At 59.7% G+C, this 17235-nt stretch carries 12 protein-coding genes; 2 read left to right on the top strand and 10 right to left on the bottom strand.

The window, feature by feature from the left end; all coding sequences use genetic code 11:
* Nucleotides 1-18 precede the first annotated feature (18 nt).
* Nucleotides 19-777 (bottom strand): SDR family NAD(P)-dependent oxidoreductase, encoded by a 759-nt coding sequence (locus tag PJ259_RS09265; protein WP_271655549.1) that lies wholly within the window; start codon nucleotides 775-777, stop codon nucleotides 19-21.
* Between the two features lie 152 nt (nucleotides 778-929).
* Here PJ259_RS09265 and PJ259_RS09260 point away from each other — a divergent pair, with 152 nt between their 5' ends.
* Nucleotides 930-1805 carry a LysR family transcriptional regulator gene (locus PJ259_RS09260; protein WP_271655548.1) on the top strand — a complete coding sequence of 292 codons (876 nt, stop codon included), beginning with the start codon at nucleotides 930-932 and terminating at the stop codon, nucleotides 1803-1805.
* A 215-nt stretch (nucleotides 1806-2020) separates the two neighbouring features.
* Here PJ259_RS09260 and PJ259_RS09255 read toward each other — a convergent pair whose 3' ends face one another.
* The 8 genes from PJ259_RS09255 to PJ259_RS09220 all read right to left on the bottom strand — a co-directional run bounded on the left by PJ259_RS09255 (nucleotide 2021) and on the right by PJ259_RS09220 (nucleotide 13799).
* The gene (locus PJ259_RS09255; protein WP_271655856.1) at nucleotides 2021-2551 is read right to left on the bottom strand and encodes an REP-associated tyrosine transposase; all 531 of its coding nucleotides are present in this window, start codon (nucleotides 2549-2551) and stop codon (nucleotides 2021-2023) included.
* 263 nt (nucleotides 2552-2814) lie between these two features.
* On the bottom strand, nucleotides 2815-3258 hold the full coding sequence (locus PJ259_RS09250; protein ID WP_271655547.1) for a DUF2846 domain-containing protein: 444 nt from the start codon (nucleotides 3256-3258) through the stop codon (nucleotides 2815-2817).
* Nucleotides 3259-3467: 209 nt separating this feature from the next.
* The gene (locus tag PJ259_RS09245) at nucleotides 3468-4601 is read right to left on the bottom strand and encodes a GGDEF domain-containing protein (protein ID WP_271655546.1); all 1134 of its coding nucleotides are present in this window, start codon (nucleotides 4599-4601) and stop codon (nucleotides 3468-3470) included.
* A 191-nt stretch (nucleotides 4602-4792) separates the two neighbouring features.
* Nucleotides 4793-5839 (bottom strand): hypothetical protein, encoded by a 1047-nt coding sequence (locus PJ259_RS09240; RefSeq protein WP_271655545.1) that lies wholly within the window; start codon nucleotides 5837-5839, stop codon nucleotides 4793-4795.
* A 223-nt stretch (nucleotides 5840-6062) separates the two neighbouring features.
* Nucleotides 6063-8009 (bottom strand): AAA family ATPase, encoded by a 1947-nt coding sequence (locus tag PJ259_RS09235; protein WP_271655544.1) that lies wholly within the window; start codon nucleotides 8007-8009, stop codon nucleotides 6063-6065.
* Between the two features lie 94 nt (nucleotides 8010-8103).
* Nucleotides 8104-9354, bottom strand: coding sequence for a ribonucleotide-diphosphate reductase subunit beta (locus PJ259_RS09230; RefSeq protein ID WP_271655543.1), 1251 nt, complete (start codon nucleotides 9352-9354; stop codon nucleotides 8104-8106).
* 179 nt (nucleotides 9355-9533) lie between these two features.
* Nucleotides 9534-12449 (bottom strand): ribonucleoside-diphosphate reductase subunit alpha, encoded by a 2916-nt coding sequence (locus PJ259_RS09225; RefSeq protein WP_271655542.1) that lies wholly within the window; start codon nucleotides 12447-12449, stop codon nucleotides 9534-9536.
* 609 nt (nucleotides 12450-13058) lie between these two features.
* Entirely contained in the window at nucleotides 13059-13799 is a 741-nt protein-coding gene (locus PJ259_RS09220) for a 4'-phosphopantetheinyl transferase family protein (protein WP_271655541.1), read from the bottom strand.
* A gap of 387 nt (nucleotides 13800-14186) precedes the next feature.
* Here PJ259_RS09220 and PJ259_RS09215 point away from each other — a divergent pair, with 387 nt between their 5' ends.
* Entirely contained in the window at nucleotides 14187-15533 is a 1347-nt protein-coding gene (locus tag PJ259_RS09215) for a dicarboxylate/amino acid:cation symporter (protein WP_271655540.1), read from the top strand.
* Nucleotides 15534-15936: 403 nt separating this feature from the next.
* On the opposite strand, the gene PJ259_RS09210 is transcribed toward PJ259_RS09215, so the two are convergent.
* Nucleotides 15937-17151 carry a sugar MFS transporter gene (locus tag PJ259_RS09210; protein ID WP_271655539.1) on the bottom strand — a complete coding sequence of 405 codons (1215 nt, stop codon included), beginning with the start codon at nucleotides 17149-17151 and terminating at the stop codon, nucleotides 15937-15939.
* Between the last annotated feature and the right edge of the window lie 84 nt (nucleotides 17152-17235).

Below are 17235 nucleotides of genomic sequence, written 5' to 3'. Positions count from 1 at the left end.
CAGACTTTGTACAGAGTCTTAGTGGGCATGGGCATGCATCCCGCCATCCACCGCGATCACATCGCCAGTGAGGTAGCGCGCCAGCGGTGAGGCGAGAAAGGCCACCACCTGGCCCACGTCTTCCGGCTCGCCGAAATAGCCGATGGGAATGTGCCGGGCGATAAAGGCCTGGCGCGCCTCGGGCGTCGGATGCAGCCGCTGCAGGATCTGCTCGGAATTGATCCGCCCTGGCGCGATGGTGTTGACCGTGATGCCTTCGGCCGCCAGCTGACTCGCCAGCCCTTTGGACCAGAACTGGATCGCCGCCTTGGCCGTCCCGGCGCCGTTCACGTCCCGTGGCTCCATGCTGCCGCTGAAATTGACGATGCGTCCCCAACGTCTTTCGCGCATTCCACCCAGCAGCGCCTGGGTCAGGCGGCGCGTGGCGGTGAAATTGAGATTCCAGGCTTCGTCCCAGGCCGCATCGTCCGCCGTCACTGAAAGCGGTCGTGTGCCGCCGGCGTTATTGATCAGGATGTCCACCTGGCCCAGCCCTTCCTCCGCTTCCCGCGCCAGGCGCTGGACGTCTTCGGCATCGGTGATATCCGCGACGATCACCAGTGGCCGGGCATGACCCGCCGCCACGATCTCCTCGGCCAGAGTCTCCAGGGCGTCCCGCCGCCGCGCGGTGATCGCCAGCCGAACGCCTTCGGCAGCCAGGACGCGGGCGATGCCCGTGCCTATGCCCATGCTGGCACCAGTAACCAAGGCAGTACGGTCGTGCAGTTGCAGATCCATGATCGATTCTCCAGGGGTGAGGATTTTCGTAGGTTGGGCTGAGCGCAGCGAAGCCCAACACTTCGCGACCTCACCCACACCACTAGCCTCACCCATTACCCAAATGAGATAAACGCCACCTAGGTGTAAGGATTCCTTAACAGGAGTGTTGAATGGATCTGCTCGACAGCATGCAGGTGTTCGTTGCCGTGGTGGAGCGCGGCAGCCTGGCCGCTGCGGCCCAGGCCCAGGGCATCTCGCCGACCATGGCCGGCAATCACCTGCGTGGTCTGGAGAAGCGCCTGGGCCTGCAATTGCTGGTACGCACCACCCGGCGCCAGCGCCTGACCGCCTTCGGCGAGGGCTACTACGCGCGCTGCCGCGAGATCCTCGCCTTGGTCGCCGACACCGACCGCCAGGCCGAAACCCAACGCCTGGCACCCGCCGGCATCCTGCGCGTCTCGGCGCCGGTGTCCTTCGGCACCTACGGCCTCACGCCACGGCTGGGTGACTATCTGGCGCAGCATCCCCAGGTCACCCTCGATCTGGTGCTGAGCGACCGGGTCCAGGACCTGGTGGAGGAGGGCATCGACATCGCCATCCGCATCGGCGAACTGGCCGATTCCTCCCTGGTGGCGCGACCCCTGGCGCCCTATGTGATGTGGTGCTGCGCCGCGCCCGGCTATCTCGCCCAGCGCGGCATGCCCAAGCATCTGGCCGATCTGGAAGCCCACGACTGCCTCGGCATGGACCCTCGCGCCCTGCACCAATGGCGCACCCAGACCGGCACCGCCTTCGGCCCGCTGCCACCCGGTCGCCTGCACCTCAGCAACGGCCCCGCCCTGCGCCTGGCCGCCCTGCAGGGCCTCGGCATCATCCTGCAGCCGGCCTTCCTGCTGCAGGACGACGTCGCCGCCGGCAATCTGGTTCGCCTCTTCCAGGGCCAGGAACTCACCCGCCCTCTAACAGCGCTCTATCCCCAGACGAGATGGCGCTCGGTGACGGTGAGAAGCTTCGTAGAATTCCTGTTGACGGAGTTCACCCCGTAGCGTGGAAAACGGCGCAGCCTTGTCCACTGATGTCACCAACACCTGACCCCGCGTGGACAAGCTTCGCGTTGTCCACTCTACGGCAGTGACGGAGGTCCAACCCCAAACGAGATGGCATTCGGTGACCGTGAAGCTCCTATTGGCGGAGTGCACCCGTAGCGTGGAAAACGGCGCAGCCTTTTCCACTAATGCCGCCAAATCGTGACCCCGCGTGGCTACTCCCCCCAGCGCCCTATCTCTACCGTGTAGTCTCCACCCCAGTCAGGCGAATACTGACCCTCCCGCACCGCTCGATGAAAACTCGAATAAGGCCAGTCCTTCACCGCGCCGACGTGGCCATGCTTGACCGGATTGAAGTGGATGTACTCCACATGACGCTGGTAATCCTGCTCGTCCCTTAGCAGATGTTCCCAGTAACGCCGCTGCCATATCCCGCGTTCACCCCGGGCCCTTTGCGTCGCCGTACGCCCTTCACCGACCGGCAGGCGCTTGGAGAAACCGAACTTGATCACCTTCCAGCGCAAGGCGAAATGCGCATCGCCCTCCGGCAGTGTCCAGACGCAATGCAGATGATCGTGCAGGGTGACCCAGGCATCGATATGAAAGGGATGGCGCAGTCGCGTTGCACGCACCGTCTCGCGGAGCAGGTCGACATGCCGCGTCAGCAGATCGCTACGCCGATCCGCCAGGACAACGGTGAAGAAATAGGAAGCCCCCGGAACACGGGCACGACGAAATCGAGATATGGCAGCTCTTCCTTGAGCAGAGACAGAAACTATAGCTCAACCCGTAGCGTGGAAAACGGCGCAGCCTTTTCCACCGGCGCCACCAATGCAGGCCCCCAAAGCTCCCGCGTGGACAAGCTTCGCGTTGTCCACCCTACAGGTCACTGACAGTAGTGGATTGCTAAGAGCTAAGGGAGCGTTCGCCGTACGAACCAAGAAGCTGAGTCTAGAGCTCGATCGTTAGTAGGAGATTCTGCAGGGAGCAGAATCTCCTTTGGAAAGGGCTACTGCGCGAGTTTGGAATCACGCACGCCTTGCTTGCCCTCAGCTTCGGGAACCAGCGTTAGCTTGGCTCCGCCGACAAAGACGCCCAGCTTGATTGATTGGCGCACGTAGTAGTTATGACCGCCTTGGGTCACGAGCTCCAGGGTGTTGTCACCAAACTCCGACTCGGTTGCCAACACATGACGACCAGGATTCACCAAACGATAAAAATAGGTGTGTGTCGCTGTCTCACCGATGGTTTCGCCATCTATCTTGACCGTTTTCTTCAGCGCTGGGCCGAGGGAGGAATCGCGAAAGATATAGATGCCAGCCTTGTCGCTTGCTGGTGCCGTGAAGGATTTCAGCGCCTGATCTTTTTCAGCGGATTCCATAGGAACGGATGCACAACCAGTCAGCAGCGTAAGGGTTACCGCAGCTGCACAAAGCATCGTCTTCTTGAACATTGAACTCTTCCTGAGCTGTGGACAAAGAGCGCTTGAGCGCCGTCGGTTTGTAGCCAACTAGCGGCGACTGTCGCAATCTTTCTCAGGAATAGCGGTACCAATTTCGAGATGGAAGGAGCGTAAATCCCTTTGCGCGTTGTAAGCCGATGGCGACTCAGAGAATTGCTTTCGTTGGCGTTAGGACAGGGTTGATCCGGACACTACGCCTCTTACCCCACGCTAATCCGCAGTCCATCCCTACCGCCGCGCTTAGCCTCATAGAGCGCACCGTCTCCGCGTTCCAACAGATCCGCTAGGCTTTCCGGTGGCTGATCGAACAGTACGGCGCCGATACTCAGGGTGACGGGCTCGGGCGTCCGCAGGCGCTGCGCCGCCAGCTGGTTGAAGCGTAGTCTCAGGGTCTCCCCCAGCCGCACGACATCCGCATCTGCCGCCTCACCCAGCAGCACCACGAATTCATCGCCCCCCAACCGCGCTGCCAGGGCGTGGCGGGGCAGGGAGGTGCGCAGCAGGTCGCTCAGGGCGATCAGCAGGCCGTCACCGGCCGCATGGCCATGGAGGTCATTCACCAGCTTGAAGTTGTCCAGATCGATCAGCAGCAGGGCGCCGGGTCGAGCCGGGGTCGCCTGGCTGAACAGTCGTGGCGCCTCGGCTTCGAGGGCGCGGCGATTATGCAGACCGGTCAGGGGATCGCTGCCGGCCAGGCGCTCGATATGCTGCTCGCGGCGATAACGCACCGTGCCGGTCATCGACAGGGCGATCAGCATCACCGCCATCACCCCCTCTACCAGCGAGATCTGGATGATGACGCCGCGATAGACCGCCAGATCGATCAGGGTACCGGGGGTGAGCGGCGGAATCATCTTGATCAGATAGAAGAGTCCATGGATCAGCAGCACCGCGCGCAGCTGCCGCTCTCCGGCATTGCGCCGGCGCAGCAGCAGGCTCGCCCGTATCGCCAGGATGCCGATCATGAGCGACTGCACCACCAGCAGTACCTTGGACCACCAGGGCTCATTGGGCAGCAGCAACATCCCTAGCCAGATCGCAGCGAAGGCCCACCAGCCCAGACTCAGGCGGCGCCCGGTGAAGCGCGCCACGCCGAGCAGAAAGAGGCCATGCACGAAGATCAGCAGCCCATTGGCGAACCAGATGCCCACCAGCAGCAGCCCCTGACTGCGCAACAGCGCCAGGGTGCTACCCACGCAAATCAGGGCGAAACCCGTGCTCCAGTACAGCAGCGCCGACTCGCGCACCGACCGCCACTCGATGGCCAGATAGCCCGCCGCGGCAGCCGCCAGGGCGATGGTGAGGGTGAGCATGGTGGGGGCATCGAGTGCCATGGGCGAATCGGACCTGTCTGGATACGAAAAGGGCGCTCCCTGCCTTGGGGGAGCGCCCGCCAAAGCGGAGCCGCACCTCAGTCTTATCGACACGGCAGGCGCGGGCTTGAGGCAGAGGATTGCGCGCCATGATGACGGGCAGATAACCCCAGTTCAAACCTGACCTCTGGCTGGGGCAGGTGGCCCGCCCGCTACTGGGGTTTCACCAGCGTCCGAATCGCCGATGCCGGCAACCGCGCCATGCTGCCATCCGCCAACCGCAGCACGAAGGCCTCGCCCAGCGACCAGACCACCTGGACGTCCTTGAGCACGCACTGCTCATCGGTAGGCAGCACCCTGGCCTGTTCCTTGGCGCAGTAGGAGGTATCGAGCACGATCGCCTTGGCCTGGTAGTTACCCAGGCCCAGCGTCCTGACCATGGTCTCGGGTAGGGTGGTGAGCACACCGCTATAGCCAGCCAGAAAGAGGGCGAAGAACAGCGAAAACATCATCGCCGCCTTCCAGCCGGCGATAAACAGCATGGAAGTCATGGTCGTGACGAAGGCAATGATGAAGGGGGCGATGGCCAGAGCGCCCCACTTGAGCAGCGGCTGCCAATCGCTCACCAGCGGATAGGCCTGCGCCAGCATCCAGACAATGAACATGCCGACGACCATTGTCGGCAGGTAAGCCTCCCAGACGAACTTCAGGAAACTGAAGCGGCGCAAGTCGAATAGCCCCTGTACGGCCATGCCCGCCAGCAGCGTGATGGGGATGGGTGCAAGCAAGGCAACGCTGAGGAACAGCTCAGGATCGACTAGGAGAATGGCCGCATCGCTAAACCCCGCCAGCAGATAGGGCACGAAGAACACCAGCGTCATCAACAGCATGATCTTGCGAAAGCGCCCCTCGCCGCGATAGGGCAGGGCGAAGGTGATGTCTTCCTTGATCGCCGCCGTATTGATGAAGCGGTAATAGACCCAAGCACCTGGCAAAAAGAGCGCGGCAACGAAGGCGCCTATGGTCAGAAAGCCCAGGCAGGCGGCCGCCAGCAACAGCGAAGAAAACTGGAAGAGATCGAAGCTGGGATAGAAGTGATTACGGGCGAAATAGGCCAGGAACATCCCGAAGCCCAAGGTCGGCGGTAGTACCTTGGCCAGTAGCGAGGCATGGCGCCGCAGCGCGGTACCGGAGAACTCAAGGATGAAGTCGAAGACGGCATCCGTGTCTGTGGCGGGTTGGTCGGTCCAGCGAGGCATGGGGTCGTCCTTGAGTACAGCGGTGCTGTTTTGCGAGGCATCAGGCCTTCGAAGGGTGGAAAACGGCGCAGTCTTTCCCACGTAAGAGCAGAGGCTAAAGCTTATGGATGGAATAAACTTACGATCGAATTAATCCATCGACAAGCTTCGCGCTGCGCTACGTACATCCAAACTACCTACTAAACTTGTGCGAATTTATTAATGGGTGTGGTTGAAATGTTTTCTATTGTGATGATACGTAGGACAAAAGCTCATCTAGCCATTTTAAATTTATTGGGTTTGTGTTTAGTTTGCAATATTCTTGGCAAATGACAGCTTTCATTTTTTCTGAAAAAAGATATGATTTTAGTTGATCCATTATTTCGTAAGATTCCTTGGTATTTTTTTCTAGAAAACCAAGATTGCGACTTATGTCAGGATTTTTTATGCCGTTATTATATGAGTAGTTTTTTAGAAGGTCTCTAAGTGTGGCGTCGTTTTCTGATATATTTGTTAGCGCTTCCCATAGGATTTCCGGGTCTATTACGTCTTCAATTACCGTATTTACGCCGTTCGGATTTGCTATTGAAATTACGCTTGAAGTGTCACTGCTACGATCAAGGCTCAATCTGAAAAACAGTAGCTTCTTGTTGGTTTGCCCGGTGCTGTAGTCTTTGACCGTCATTACAGATTTTTCATCTGTATCTATAAGGCAGATTACCTTTCCACTAATATTGGAGTTTTCTTTGTCGTCTGAGAACGGCACTTTTAAAAACTCGTAAAGTTTTTTTACATTGCCGGAACCATTGAATGGGAGGATGATGAGTTTGTCGTTGAATTTTCCAGCGTGGGAGCTAATGTACTTAGCGTCCTCTGTGCCTTCACATATAATCCAAGTGTAGTTAGTTTTCTTCAGAAGAGAAAGCATTGAGCTCATTAGGTCAAAATAGCTTTTCATTTCTACGGAGTCTGGAAATGATCTCCGCTGATCGTAAACACTTCTGAGGGAGAACATGTGATGCTCAGGAGATTTATTGCTGTTTTCTTCAATGTAACTTAAAAGACCATTGGTGGGGCGAAGTAATAATCCGTACCAATGTGTGGTGACAAGCAGTTGTCTCTTGAATCTTGTTGAGATGGTTGTCAATCTGCTGAACTGTTCAAAACAATTTGCTGGCTCTAAAGAATTTTCTGGTTCGTCGATTGCGAGTACTACCGTCTTGCTTTTTCTATTTTCAGTTGAAAGCAGTGTGGTAGCTACATCTATAAGTGCTAAGCGTTGTTGTCCAGAGCTCAAGCTCTTAATATGTTTCCCATCTTTTGTTAAAGGTCTTATGTGGAAGAACTCTTTGAATATCGTATCTATGATGTCGCTGGATTTTATTGTCTTTTTGTAAGTCCCTTTTGCCGAGAACTCATAACTATCACGAAGTTTCCTATTGATTTCTTGAATATAAGAATCTAGTTCGTGGTTAACTATATCTAATAGGCTTTTTTCTTTTCTCTCGTCATTGAACTGATAATTTTTCTTATCCAGTAAGGCTCGTATTTCGTCGATAACGCTTTTATCCATCAAGCTTTGCATTTCTTTTGCTTGTAAGTTCAATATATCACTGACTTTACTTTCTACTGGTATGTATACGTAGCTATACAGATCTATGATGTGCCTATATAGCTCCTGTACAAACTGCTTTGATGTACCTATTCGTCTTGTTTGGTCTAGGATTGTTTTGTGAAAAGTTGTAGTTAAAAGGATGTTGCCATCGTAGTCCTTTCCGATGGCTATGAGGTAGTGAGATTCTCTAAGTTCAGTCTCTTTGAGCTTTTCTCGGAATGCTAAAAACTTGCTCGTGTATTCATTGTTTCCTGATTTTGAGAAGTCGTAATTCCAGTAGCATTCCGAAACTGCTAGAACCTTGTCGTTGTTAGCAAGTTTTGCTTTTGGTATTAAGAATACTGGGCATATACTTGTGCGATCTTTTTTCTTTCCTGCTGTAGTTTCCCAGTCTTTTGTGGGTACGCCATTCATTAAGCAGTTTAGGCTTTCAAGAATTGCTGATTTTCCAACGCCATTGGCACCGATAAATATATTTAACCGGTCTAGTGGGTTTTGAATAAAAGGTATAAAATTTATGTTGCTATAGCTTTTGTAGTTTTGTAAAAAAAGTCCCGCTATCATAATTTCTTCCATAAAAAAGCCCCGCACTAGGCGGGGCTTAATTCAAGCTATTACCCCAACATCCATGGCAGGTGTTGGGTAAATTTACTCCGTGATGAGCATCACATCAATCCCAGCTTAACGCCCCACCGGTTTGATACTCGATCACCCGCGTCTCGAAGAAGTTCTTCTCCTTCTTGAGGTCCATGATCTCGCTCATCCAGGGGAAGGGGTTGGTGGCGCCCGGGTATTCTTCCTTGAGGCCGATCTGCGTCAGGCGGCGGTTGGCGATGAACTTGAGGTAGTCCTCCATCATCGCCGCGTTCATGCCCAGCACGCCGCGGGGCATGGTGTCGCGGGCGTATTCGATCTCCAGCTGGGTGCCCTGGAGGATCATCTGGGTGGCTTCGTCCTTCATCTGGGCATCCCACAGCTGCGGGTTCTCGATCTTGATCTGGTTGATCATGTCGATGCCGAAGTTCAGGTGCATGGACTCGTCACGCAGGATGTACTGGAACTGCTCGGCTGTGCCAGTCATCTTGTTGCGGCGACCCATGGAGAGGATCTGGGTGAAGCCGCAATAGAAGAAGATGCCTTCCAGCACGCAGTAGTAGGCGATCAGGTTCTTGAGGAACTGGCGATCGGTCTCCGGGGTGCCGGTCTTGAACTCGGGGTCGGAGATGGAGCGGGTGTACTTCAGGCCCCAGCTCGCCTTTTTCGCGACGCTCGGGATCTCATGGTACATGTTGAAGATCTCGCCTTCATCCATGCCCAGCGATTCGATGCAGTACTGGTAGGCGTGGGTGTGGATCGCCTCTTCGAAGGCCTGGCGCAGGATGTACTGGCGGCACTCGGGGTTGGTGATCAGGCGGTAGACGGCCAGCACCAGGTTGTTGGCGACCAGGGAATCGGCGGTGGAGAAGAAGCCGAGGTTGCGCTTGACGATGCGGCGCTCATCCTCGGTGAGGCCGTCCGCGCTCTTCCAGGTCGCGATGTCGGCGTTCATGTTCACTTCCTGGGGCATCCAGTGGTTGGCGCAACCATCCAGATACTTCTGCCAGGCCCAGTCGTACTTGAAGGGTACGAGCTGGTTGAGGTCGGCGCGGGCGTTGATCATCTGCTTGTCGCCGACGTGCACGCGGGCGGAGGAACCTTCCAGGTCGTCCAGGCCTTCCTGGATGTCCAGCTCGTTCAGCGCGGCCTTGGCGCGGGCCACGGCGTCGGAGTCGTCGGCGGACAGGGCGCGGGCGTCATGGACCAGGGCGTCGCCCTCGGAGTCCAGGCGCTCGGTCTGGGCGGGCGCCTGCTGGCCAGCGGCCTGCGCGGGCTTGGCGGGGGCGGTGTCGTCGTCTTTGTCGAATTCTTCCCAGTTCAGCATGGGGTGTCTCCTGGGTGGCTGTGCGGTGGGGGCGGGGCGGCAGGCCCTCACCCTAGCCCTCTCCCGGAGGGAGAGGGGATAAGAGCGGTGCGCGGGTGGGGGATTCGGCCCTCACCCTGGCCCTCTCCCGGGGGAGAGGGGATAAAGAGCAGCCCTCTACTGGGAGAGGGCTTGGGGTGTTACTGGCAGGCTTCGCACTCGGGATCGTCGAGGCTGCAGGCCTTGGGCACCGGAGCCGGTGCCGCGGCGGGCGCCGCTTCGAACTTCTGCGCCGGGGCGGGGGCCGCGCTGGCCTGGACGCCGGTGATGGGGTCGGCGCTCACGGCGTTCAGCTTGCCGGTGTTGATGGTCGACTTCTCGGTGCTGGTGGCAGCCAGGGCACGGAGGTAGTAGGTGGTCTTCAGACCGCGGAACCAGGCCATGCGGTAGGTCACGTCGAGCTTCTTGCCCGAGGCGCCGGCGATGTACAGGTTCAGCGACTGGGCCTGGTCGATCCACTTCTGGCGACGGCTGGCGGCCTCGACGATCCACTTGGTCTCCACTTCGAAGGCGGTGGCGTAGAGGTCCTTCAGATCCTGCGGGATGCGCTCGATCTGCTGCACGGAGCCGTCGTAGTACTTGAGGTCGTTGACCATCACCGAGTCCCACAGGCCGCGCGCCTTCAGGTCGCGTACCAGGTAGGGGTTGATGACGGTGAATTCGCCCGAGAGGTTCGACTTCACATAGAGGTTCTGGTAGGTCGGCTCGATCGACTGGGACACGCCGGTGATGTTGGCGATGGTCGCGGTCGGTGCGATGGCCATGATGTTGGAGTTGCGGATGCCCTTCTTGGCACGCTCGCGCAGCGGGGCCCAGTCCAGGGTCTCGGACAGGTCGACCTCGATGTACTTGGCGCCGCGCTCTTCGATCAGGCGCTTCTCGGAGTCGATCGGCAGGATGCCCTGGGACCACAGCGAACCCTGGAAGCTGGAGTAGCTGCCACGCTCTTCGGCCAGGTCACAGGAGGCCTGGATGGCGTAGTAGCTGATCACTTCCATGGAAGTGTCGGCGAACTGCACGGCGGCATCGGAGCCGTAGGCGATGTGCTGCAGGTACAGCGCATCCTGGAAGCCCATGATGCCCATGCCAACCGGACGGTGCTTGAGGTTGGAGTTCTCCGCCTGGGGCACCGAGTAGTAGTTGATGTCGATGACGTTGTCGAGCATGCGCACGGCAGTCTTGACGGTACGGGCGACCTTGGCCACGTCCAGCTTGCCGTCGACGATGTGGTTCACCAGGTTCACCGAACCCAGGTTGCACACGGCGATCTCGTCCTTGTTGGTGTTCAGGGTGATCTCGGTGCAAAGGTTGGAGCTGTGCACCACGCCCACGTGCTGCTGCGGGCTGCGCAGGTTGCACGGGTCCTTGAAGGTCAGCCACGGGTGGCCGGTCTCGAACAGCATGGACAGCATCTTGCGCCAGAGGTCCTTGGCCTTGATGGTCTTGTGCAGCTTGAGCTTGCCGTACTCGGTCAGGGCTTCGTAGTACTCGTAGCGCTCTTCGAAGGCCTTGCCGTAGAGGTCGTGCAGGTCCGGTACGTCGGCGGGGGAGAACAGGGTCCAGTTGCCGTCCTCGAAGACACGCTTCATGAACAGGTCGGGGATCCAGTTGGCGGTGTTCATGTCGTGGGTACGACGACGGTCATCACCGGTGTTCTTGCGCAGTTCGAGGAATTCCTCGATGTCCAGGTGCCAGGTTTCCAGGTAGGCGCAGACCGCGCCCTTGCGCTTGCCGCCCTGGTTGACCGCCACGGCGGTGTCGTTGACCACCTTGAGGAAGGGCACGACGCCCTGGCTCTTGCCGTTGGTGCCCTTGATGTAGGAGCCCAGGGCGCGTACCGGGGTCCAGTCGTTGCCCAGGCCGCCGGCGAACTTCGACAGCATGGCGTTATCGTGGATGGCGCCATAGATGCCGGACAGGTCGTCGGGCACGGTGGTCAGGTAGCAGCTGGACAGCTGCGGACGCAGGGTGCCGGCGTTGAACAGCGTCGGGGTGGACGCCATGTAGTCGAAGCTGGCCAGCAGGTTGTAGAACTCGATGGCGCGGGCTTCCTTGTCTTTCTCCATGTGCGCCAGGCCCATGGCCACGCGCATGAAGAACAGCTGCGGCAGCTCGAAGCGGGTGCCGTGGCTGTGCAGGAAGTAGCGGTCGTACAGGGTCTGCAGACCCAGGTAGGTGAACTGCTGGTCGCGCTCGTGATCGATGGCGGCGCCCAGGCGCTCCAGGTCGAAGCTGGCCAGTTTCGGGTCCAGCAGCTCCAGCTCCACGCCCTTGGCAACGTAGGCGGGCAGGGCCTTGGCGTACAGCTCGGCCATCTCGTGGTGGGTAGCGGACTCGGCGACGCCGAGGAAGCTCAGGCCTTCGGCGCGCAGGCTGTCCAGCAGCAGACGGGCGGTGACGTAGGAGTAGTTGGGCTCACGCTCGACCAGGGTACGAGAGGTCATCACCAGGGCGGTGTTGACGTCCTTCTCGGCCACGCCGTCGTACAGGTTCTTCAGCGTCTCCTTCTGGATCAGCTCGCCGTTCACCTCTTCGAGGCCTTCGCAGGCTTCGGTGATGATGGTGTTCAGGCGGCCCATGTCCAGCGGCTGGGTGGTGCCGTCGGCCTTGGTGACGCGAATGCTCGGGTGCGGCTCGGCGATGTCGCTGACGGCGCCCTGCTTGCGCTCCTGGCTGCGGGCTTCACGGTAGATCACGTAGCTGCGGGCGACCTTCTGCTCGCCGGCGCGCATCAGGGCCAGTTCGACCTGGTCCTGGATCTCTTCGATGTGGATGGTGCCACCGGAGGGCATGCGGCGCTTGAAGGTGCTGCTGACCTGGTCGGTGAGCTGCTTGACGGTGGTGTGGATGCGCGAGGAGGCCGCGGCGTTACCGCCTTCCACGGCGAGGAAAGCCTTGCTGATGGCCACGGTGATCTTGTCGTCGGTGTAGGGGACGACGGTACCGTTGCGCTTGATGACGCGCAGTTGACCGGGGGCGGTGGCGCCCAGGTCCTGGCTGTCATCTTGCGCCGGGCGGCCCTGCTGGGCTTGCTCGCGGGTCAGGTCGGTGTGCATGCGGAACTCCCTTGATCGGAAAGAGGAGATCGCCGGAAATCCGACGATCCAAAAGACGATGTGGCTAACGCTTGCGCGACGACAGCGGGTCGCGCTTTACCAGAATTCCAACGAAAAACCGTACCGACGCCGACTCTCGAAGGAACCGGCGGGCGGGGTCCACAGACCCTGGAAATTCGCGATTAGGGCGACAGGATAAGCCCTCCTCGCTAGGGAAGACAGTCTTGACAGAGGGGTGTTTCGCCGTCCCGGGTCATACCGACGAACTGCTATATATGGTGGTGTGGGGGTGCAAGGGCCACTAGATGTCGCGTTTGTCACGTTTCTGGCTGTGGATAAGACGTGGATAAGCTGTTCGGGACTGGGGGGTATCCTGGGGGCGGCGACAGGCTAGTCCGCGTAGACGCTGGGATCAGAGCTAGGTGGTCAAATAACGTACAACTTCACAGTCGAACCGTACCGAAAGCGGCAGGGGATATACCGGTTCGCTATGAGTACTTTCTTCACCAGAAGAAAACGTTCGATAGCCACTGCGACGTTCTGCCCCGGTGAAGGACCGGACACCCCGCCGGTGATCGGCATCGCTTCCTTATATACAGAAGGCTGCACTCAGGTACGGGGTGCCAGCAGGGTCAGCAGGCGGCCCGCTTCGTCCAGGCGGAAACGGCCCTCCAGCTGTGTACCCGCCGTCCATCGCGACGACAACTCGATCAGCAGCCGGATGACGAAGGTCCCACGGCTGTCCGTGGCGAGGATCTCGGCATCCTGGAAGAAAAACATCTGCCGTACCTGCGGATGGAGCGCCTTGAACAGACTCTCCTTGGCGGAAAACGCCAGAGTGATGGCGAAGGCCTGCCGTTCTTCATCCAGCGGTTGCAGGCGCTCCTGTTCGGCCGGGGTAAGGATCTGGTCGGCCAGGCGTAGTGCCTTGGCCGGTTCGAGCAGGGTTTCGACGTCCAGGCCAACGCCCAGGTACTCCTGGGCGCTTCCCACCGCGGCCGCGGCCCAGCCATGGCCATGGGTGATGGCGCCCACGTGGCCAGCCGGCCAGACGGGGCCACGATCCTCGGCGCGATGCCCCGGAACGGCGTCGGTGCCGCTCAGGCGTCGCAGCGCCTCCCGGGCGCAGAGGCGACCAGCCAGGTATTCGGCCTGACGCTTGGCCACGGCGCGCCGGATATTGTCCGGGGGCAGGGCGCCCAGGCGCAGGGCGTCACGCTCGAAGCTCACCAGAGCGGGATCGAAACGGCAATGGATCAGCTCCAGCGAGGCCAGCTCCGGGCTCAACGGCGGAAGCGGTTCGGGCGTCGTACAGCAACCTGGCAGGTGCGCGAGCGGCAAGGTGCTCATCACAGCCGGCTATCTGGGCCAGAGGTGGAAGGCAGCGAAAAATTCACGGCAGGCTCCGACAAAAAGGCGCACAAAGGATAGCCGACTACCGGCCGGCGCTGGCGGAAAACCGCCCCGGATGAGGGGGGATTTCCGCCCGTTTTCATCGGATGGCGGGGTTCCGCCGCTACGCGACAACTAGACTTTCGACTGAAAGGTGCATGAAAGCTGGCGCTTTGATTGCGCGTCGGAAAGTGGAACGGCGATTGCTTATGTCTAGCAAGATGCTGGTGTCACCGTCGTGCGGCCGCCAGATCCACAACAAAAAGCTCTCAGGATGAGAGAGCCAACATCAGTCAGGTGCCCACTCGGACAGGACGTCAGGTAGTGGTCACAAGGGAAAGAGCCATGACAGCAACCGTCGACACAACAACTACTACCGCTCCCGCGCCCAAGCGACCCGTCAAGCAGCCTCTCTACAAGAGCCTCTATTTCCAGGTGATTCTGGCAATCGTCCTGGGTATCCTGCTCGGCCACTTCTATCCCCAGACCGGCGCCGCCATGAAGCCGCTGGGTGACGGCTTCATCAAGCTGATCAAGATGGTGATCGCACCCATCATCTTCTGCACCGTGGTGACCGGTATCGCCGGCATGCAGAACATGAAGGCCGTGGGCAAGACCGGTGGTATGGCGCTGCTGTATTTCGAGATCTTCTCCACCATCGCGCTGCTGATCGGCCTGATCGTGGTCAACGTCGTCCAGCCGGGCGCCGGCATGAACGTCGACGTCAGCACCCTGGACACCAAGGGCATCGCTGCCTACGCCGCTGCCGCCGAGAAGCAGAGCACCATCGACTTCCTGCTGAACATCATTCCGTCGACGGTCGTCAACGCCTTCGCCACTGGTGAGATTCTGCAGGTCCTGTTCTTCGCCGTGCTGTTCGGCTACGCCCTGCATCGCCTGGGCGAGACCGGTCAACTGGTGTTCAACTTCATCGACCGTATCTCCCACGTCTTCTTCAACATCATCAACGTCATCATGAAGCTGGCCCCCATCGGTGCCTTCGGTGCCATGGCGTTCACCATCGGCAAGTACGGCGTCGGCACCCTGGTGCAGCTGGGTTACCTGATGGCCTGCTTCTACATCACCTGCGTGTTGTTCGTGCTGCTGGTCCTGGGCACCGTGGCGCGTATGCATGGCTTCAGCATCCTCAAGTTCATCAAGTACATCCGCGAAGAACTGCTGATCGTGCTGGGTACCTCGTCTTCCGAGTCCGCCCTACCGCGCATGCTGACCAAGATGCAGAAGCTGGGTGCCGAGAAGTCGGTGGTTGGCCTGGTGATCCCCACCGGCTACTCCTTCAACCTCGACGGTACTGCCATCTACCTGACCATGGCCGCCGTGTTCATCGCCCAGGCCACCAATACCCAGATGGACATCACTCACCAGATCACCCTGCTGCTGGTGCTGCTGATCTCCTCCAAGGGCGCTGCAGGCGTCACTGGTAGCGGCTTCATCGTGCTGGCCGCCACCCTGTCCGCCGTCGGTCACGTACCGGTCGCTGGCCTGGCGCTGATCCTGGGTATCGACCGTTTCATGTCCGAAGCCCGCGCCCTGACCAACCTGGTCGGCAACGGTGTGGCCTCCATCGTGGTCGCCAAGTGGTGCGGTCAGCTGGACGAGAAAACCCTGCAGACCGAACTCGCTCGCGGCCCGAACGCGGTCGAGGTCGAGGAAGCTCGTCAGACTGCCTGACCCTGGTGCGAGGGCCGCTCCCGAGCGGTCCTCCAGCACTACCGAAACGCCCGTATCGAGAGATGCGGGCGTTTTCTTTTGTGTGCGATTCGCCCAGGGCAGGGAGCTATGCCAGGGCAAGCGCATGCGGGTTCGCACCTCTGCCACACAGCGCTACCGGGCCTTGCATCGGCTAGTAGGCGGAATCAAGCGCAGGGCGCCAGGAGCGAGCCTTCTGGCTCTTTCTCGGTGAACGATAGGGTGGCGGGAAGAGGTGGTCGATAACGCGCGACAGTGGAGCGCAGCGCGCTATTCATCGTCGTCGCAGACCTGTCGCAGGGGAGGGTTATGGCGCGAGGGAGAGGCGGGGGTATCGGCGGGAGGGGTTGAAGCGCTGGCAGGCCGCCAGCGCTTCGCGGGTAGATCAGCGACGCAGGGTGGGGCGGTAGCCCATGACGCCGTAGAACAGGATGTACACGTAGCAGACCAGCGGGACCACGAAGGAGGGCAGCAGACCGATGGTATCGGCGAAGAAGCCCTGGATGGCCGGCACCAGCGCGCCACCGACGATACCCATGCACAGCAGGCCCGAGCCCTTGGAGGTGAACTTGCCCAAGCCCTTGAGTGCCAGGGAGAAGATGGTCGGGAACATGATGGAGTTGAAGAAGCCGATGGCCAGCAGGGCCCACATGGCGACCTTGCCACCTTGCAGAACGGCTACGGCCAGCAGCACACCGATGGCGATGGCGTTGAAGGTCAGCACCAGGTTCGGTCGTACCTTGGTCATGATCACGCCGCCGATGAAGCGACCGACCATGGCGCCACCCCAGTACAGGGACAGGTACTTGGCGGCGGTGGCGGCGTTCAGGCCGGCCACGTCCGGGCTTTCCATCAGGCTCACCAGGTAGCTGCCGATGGACACTTCCGCGCCCACGTACATGAAGATGCCGACCACGCCGAGTAGCAGGTGACGATAGGCCCAGACGCTGCTGGCAGTCAGGGCGTTCTCGTCGGTGGCGTTGTCCTGCTCGGTGTCCTTGATTTGCGGCAGGCGGAAGAGGCCGATGATCACCGCCAGGGCGACCAGCATGCCGGCCAGGATCAGGTAGGGCAGCTGCACCGAATGAGCGGCGGAGTCCTCACCGACCAGGGCCAGGATGGTCACGGCGCCCACCAGCGGGCCGACGGTGGTGCCCAGGGAGTTGAAGGCCTGGGTCAGGTTGAGGCGCGAGGCCGCGGTTTCCGGCTTGCCGAGGATGGTGACATAGGGGTTGGCCGCTACCTGCAGCACGGTGATGCCGGCTGCCAGGACGAAGAGGGCGGTGAGGAAGAAGCCGTAGGACTGGGCACCGGCTGCCGGGTAGAACAGCACGCAACCAACGCCAGCGGTGAGCAGGCCGACGATGATGCCCTTCTTGTAGCCCAGGCTTTCCACCAGGCGACCGGCGGGGAAGGAGACGATGAAGTAGGCGGTGAAAAAGCAGAACTGGATCAGCGACGCCTGCAGGTAGCTGAGGGTGAAGACCGCCTTGAGGTGGGGGATGAGGATGTCGTTCAGTGAGGTGATCAGACCCCACATGAAGAACAGCATGGTGAGGACGATCAAGGGTCCGCGGTAGCTCTGGTTTTGATTGTGCATTGGGGCTCCATGGGTACAACAGTTTCTTGTCTCTGCCCGCGATGTTCGGACAGCGCTGTCTATGGCGGCTGCGCAGACACAGCG

Origin of the sequence: Pseudomonas sp. JBR1, from assembly GCF_028198185.1 — a bacterium.
GTDB lineage: Bacteria > Pseudomonadota > Gammaproteobacteria > Pseudomonadales > Pseudomonadaceae > Chryseomonas > Chryseomonas oryzihabitans_E.
Note: the sequence above shows the minus strand (reverse complement) of the source record. Positions and strands in the feature narration are given on the sequence as shown.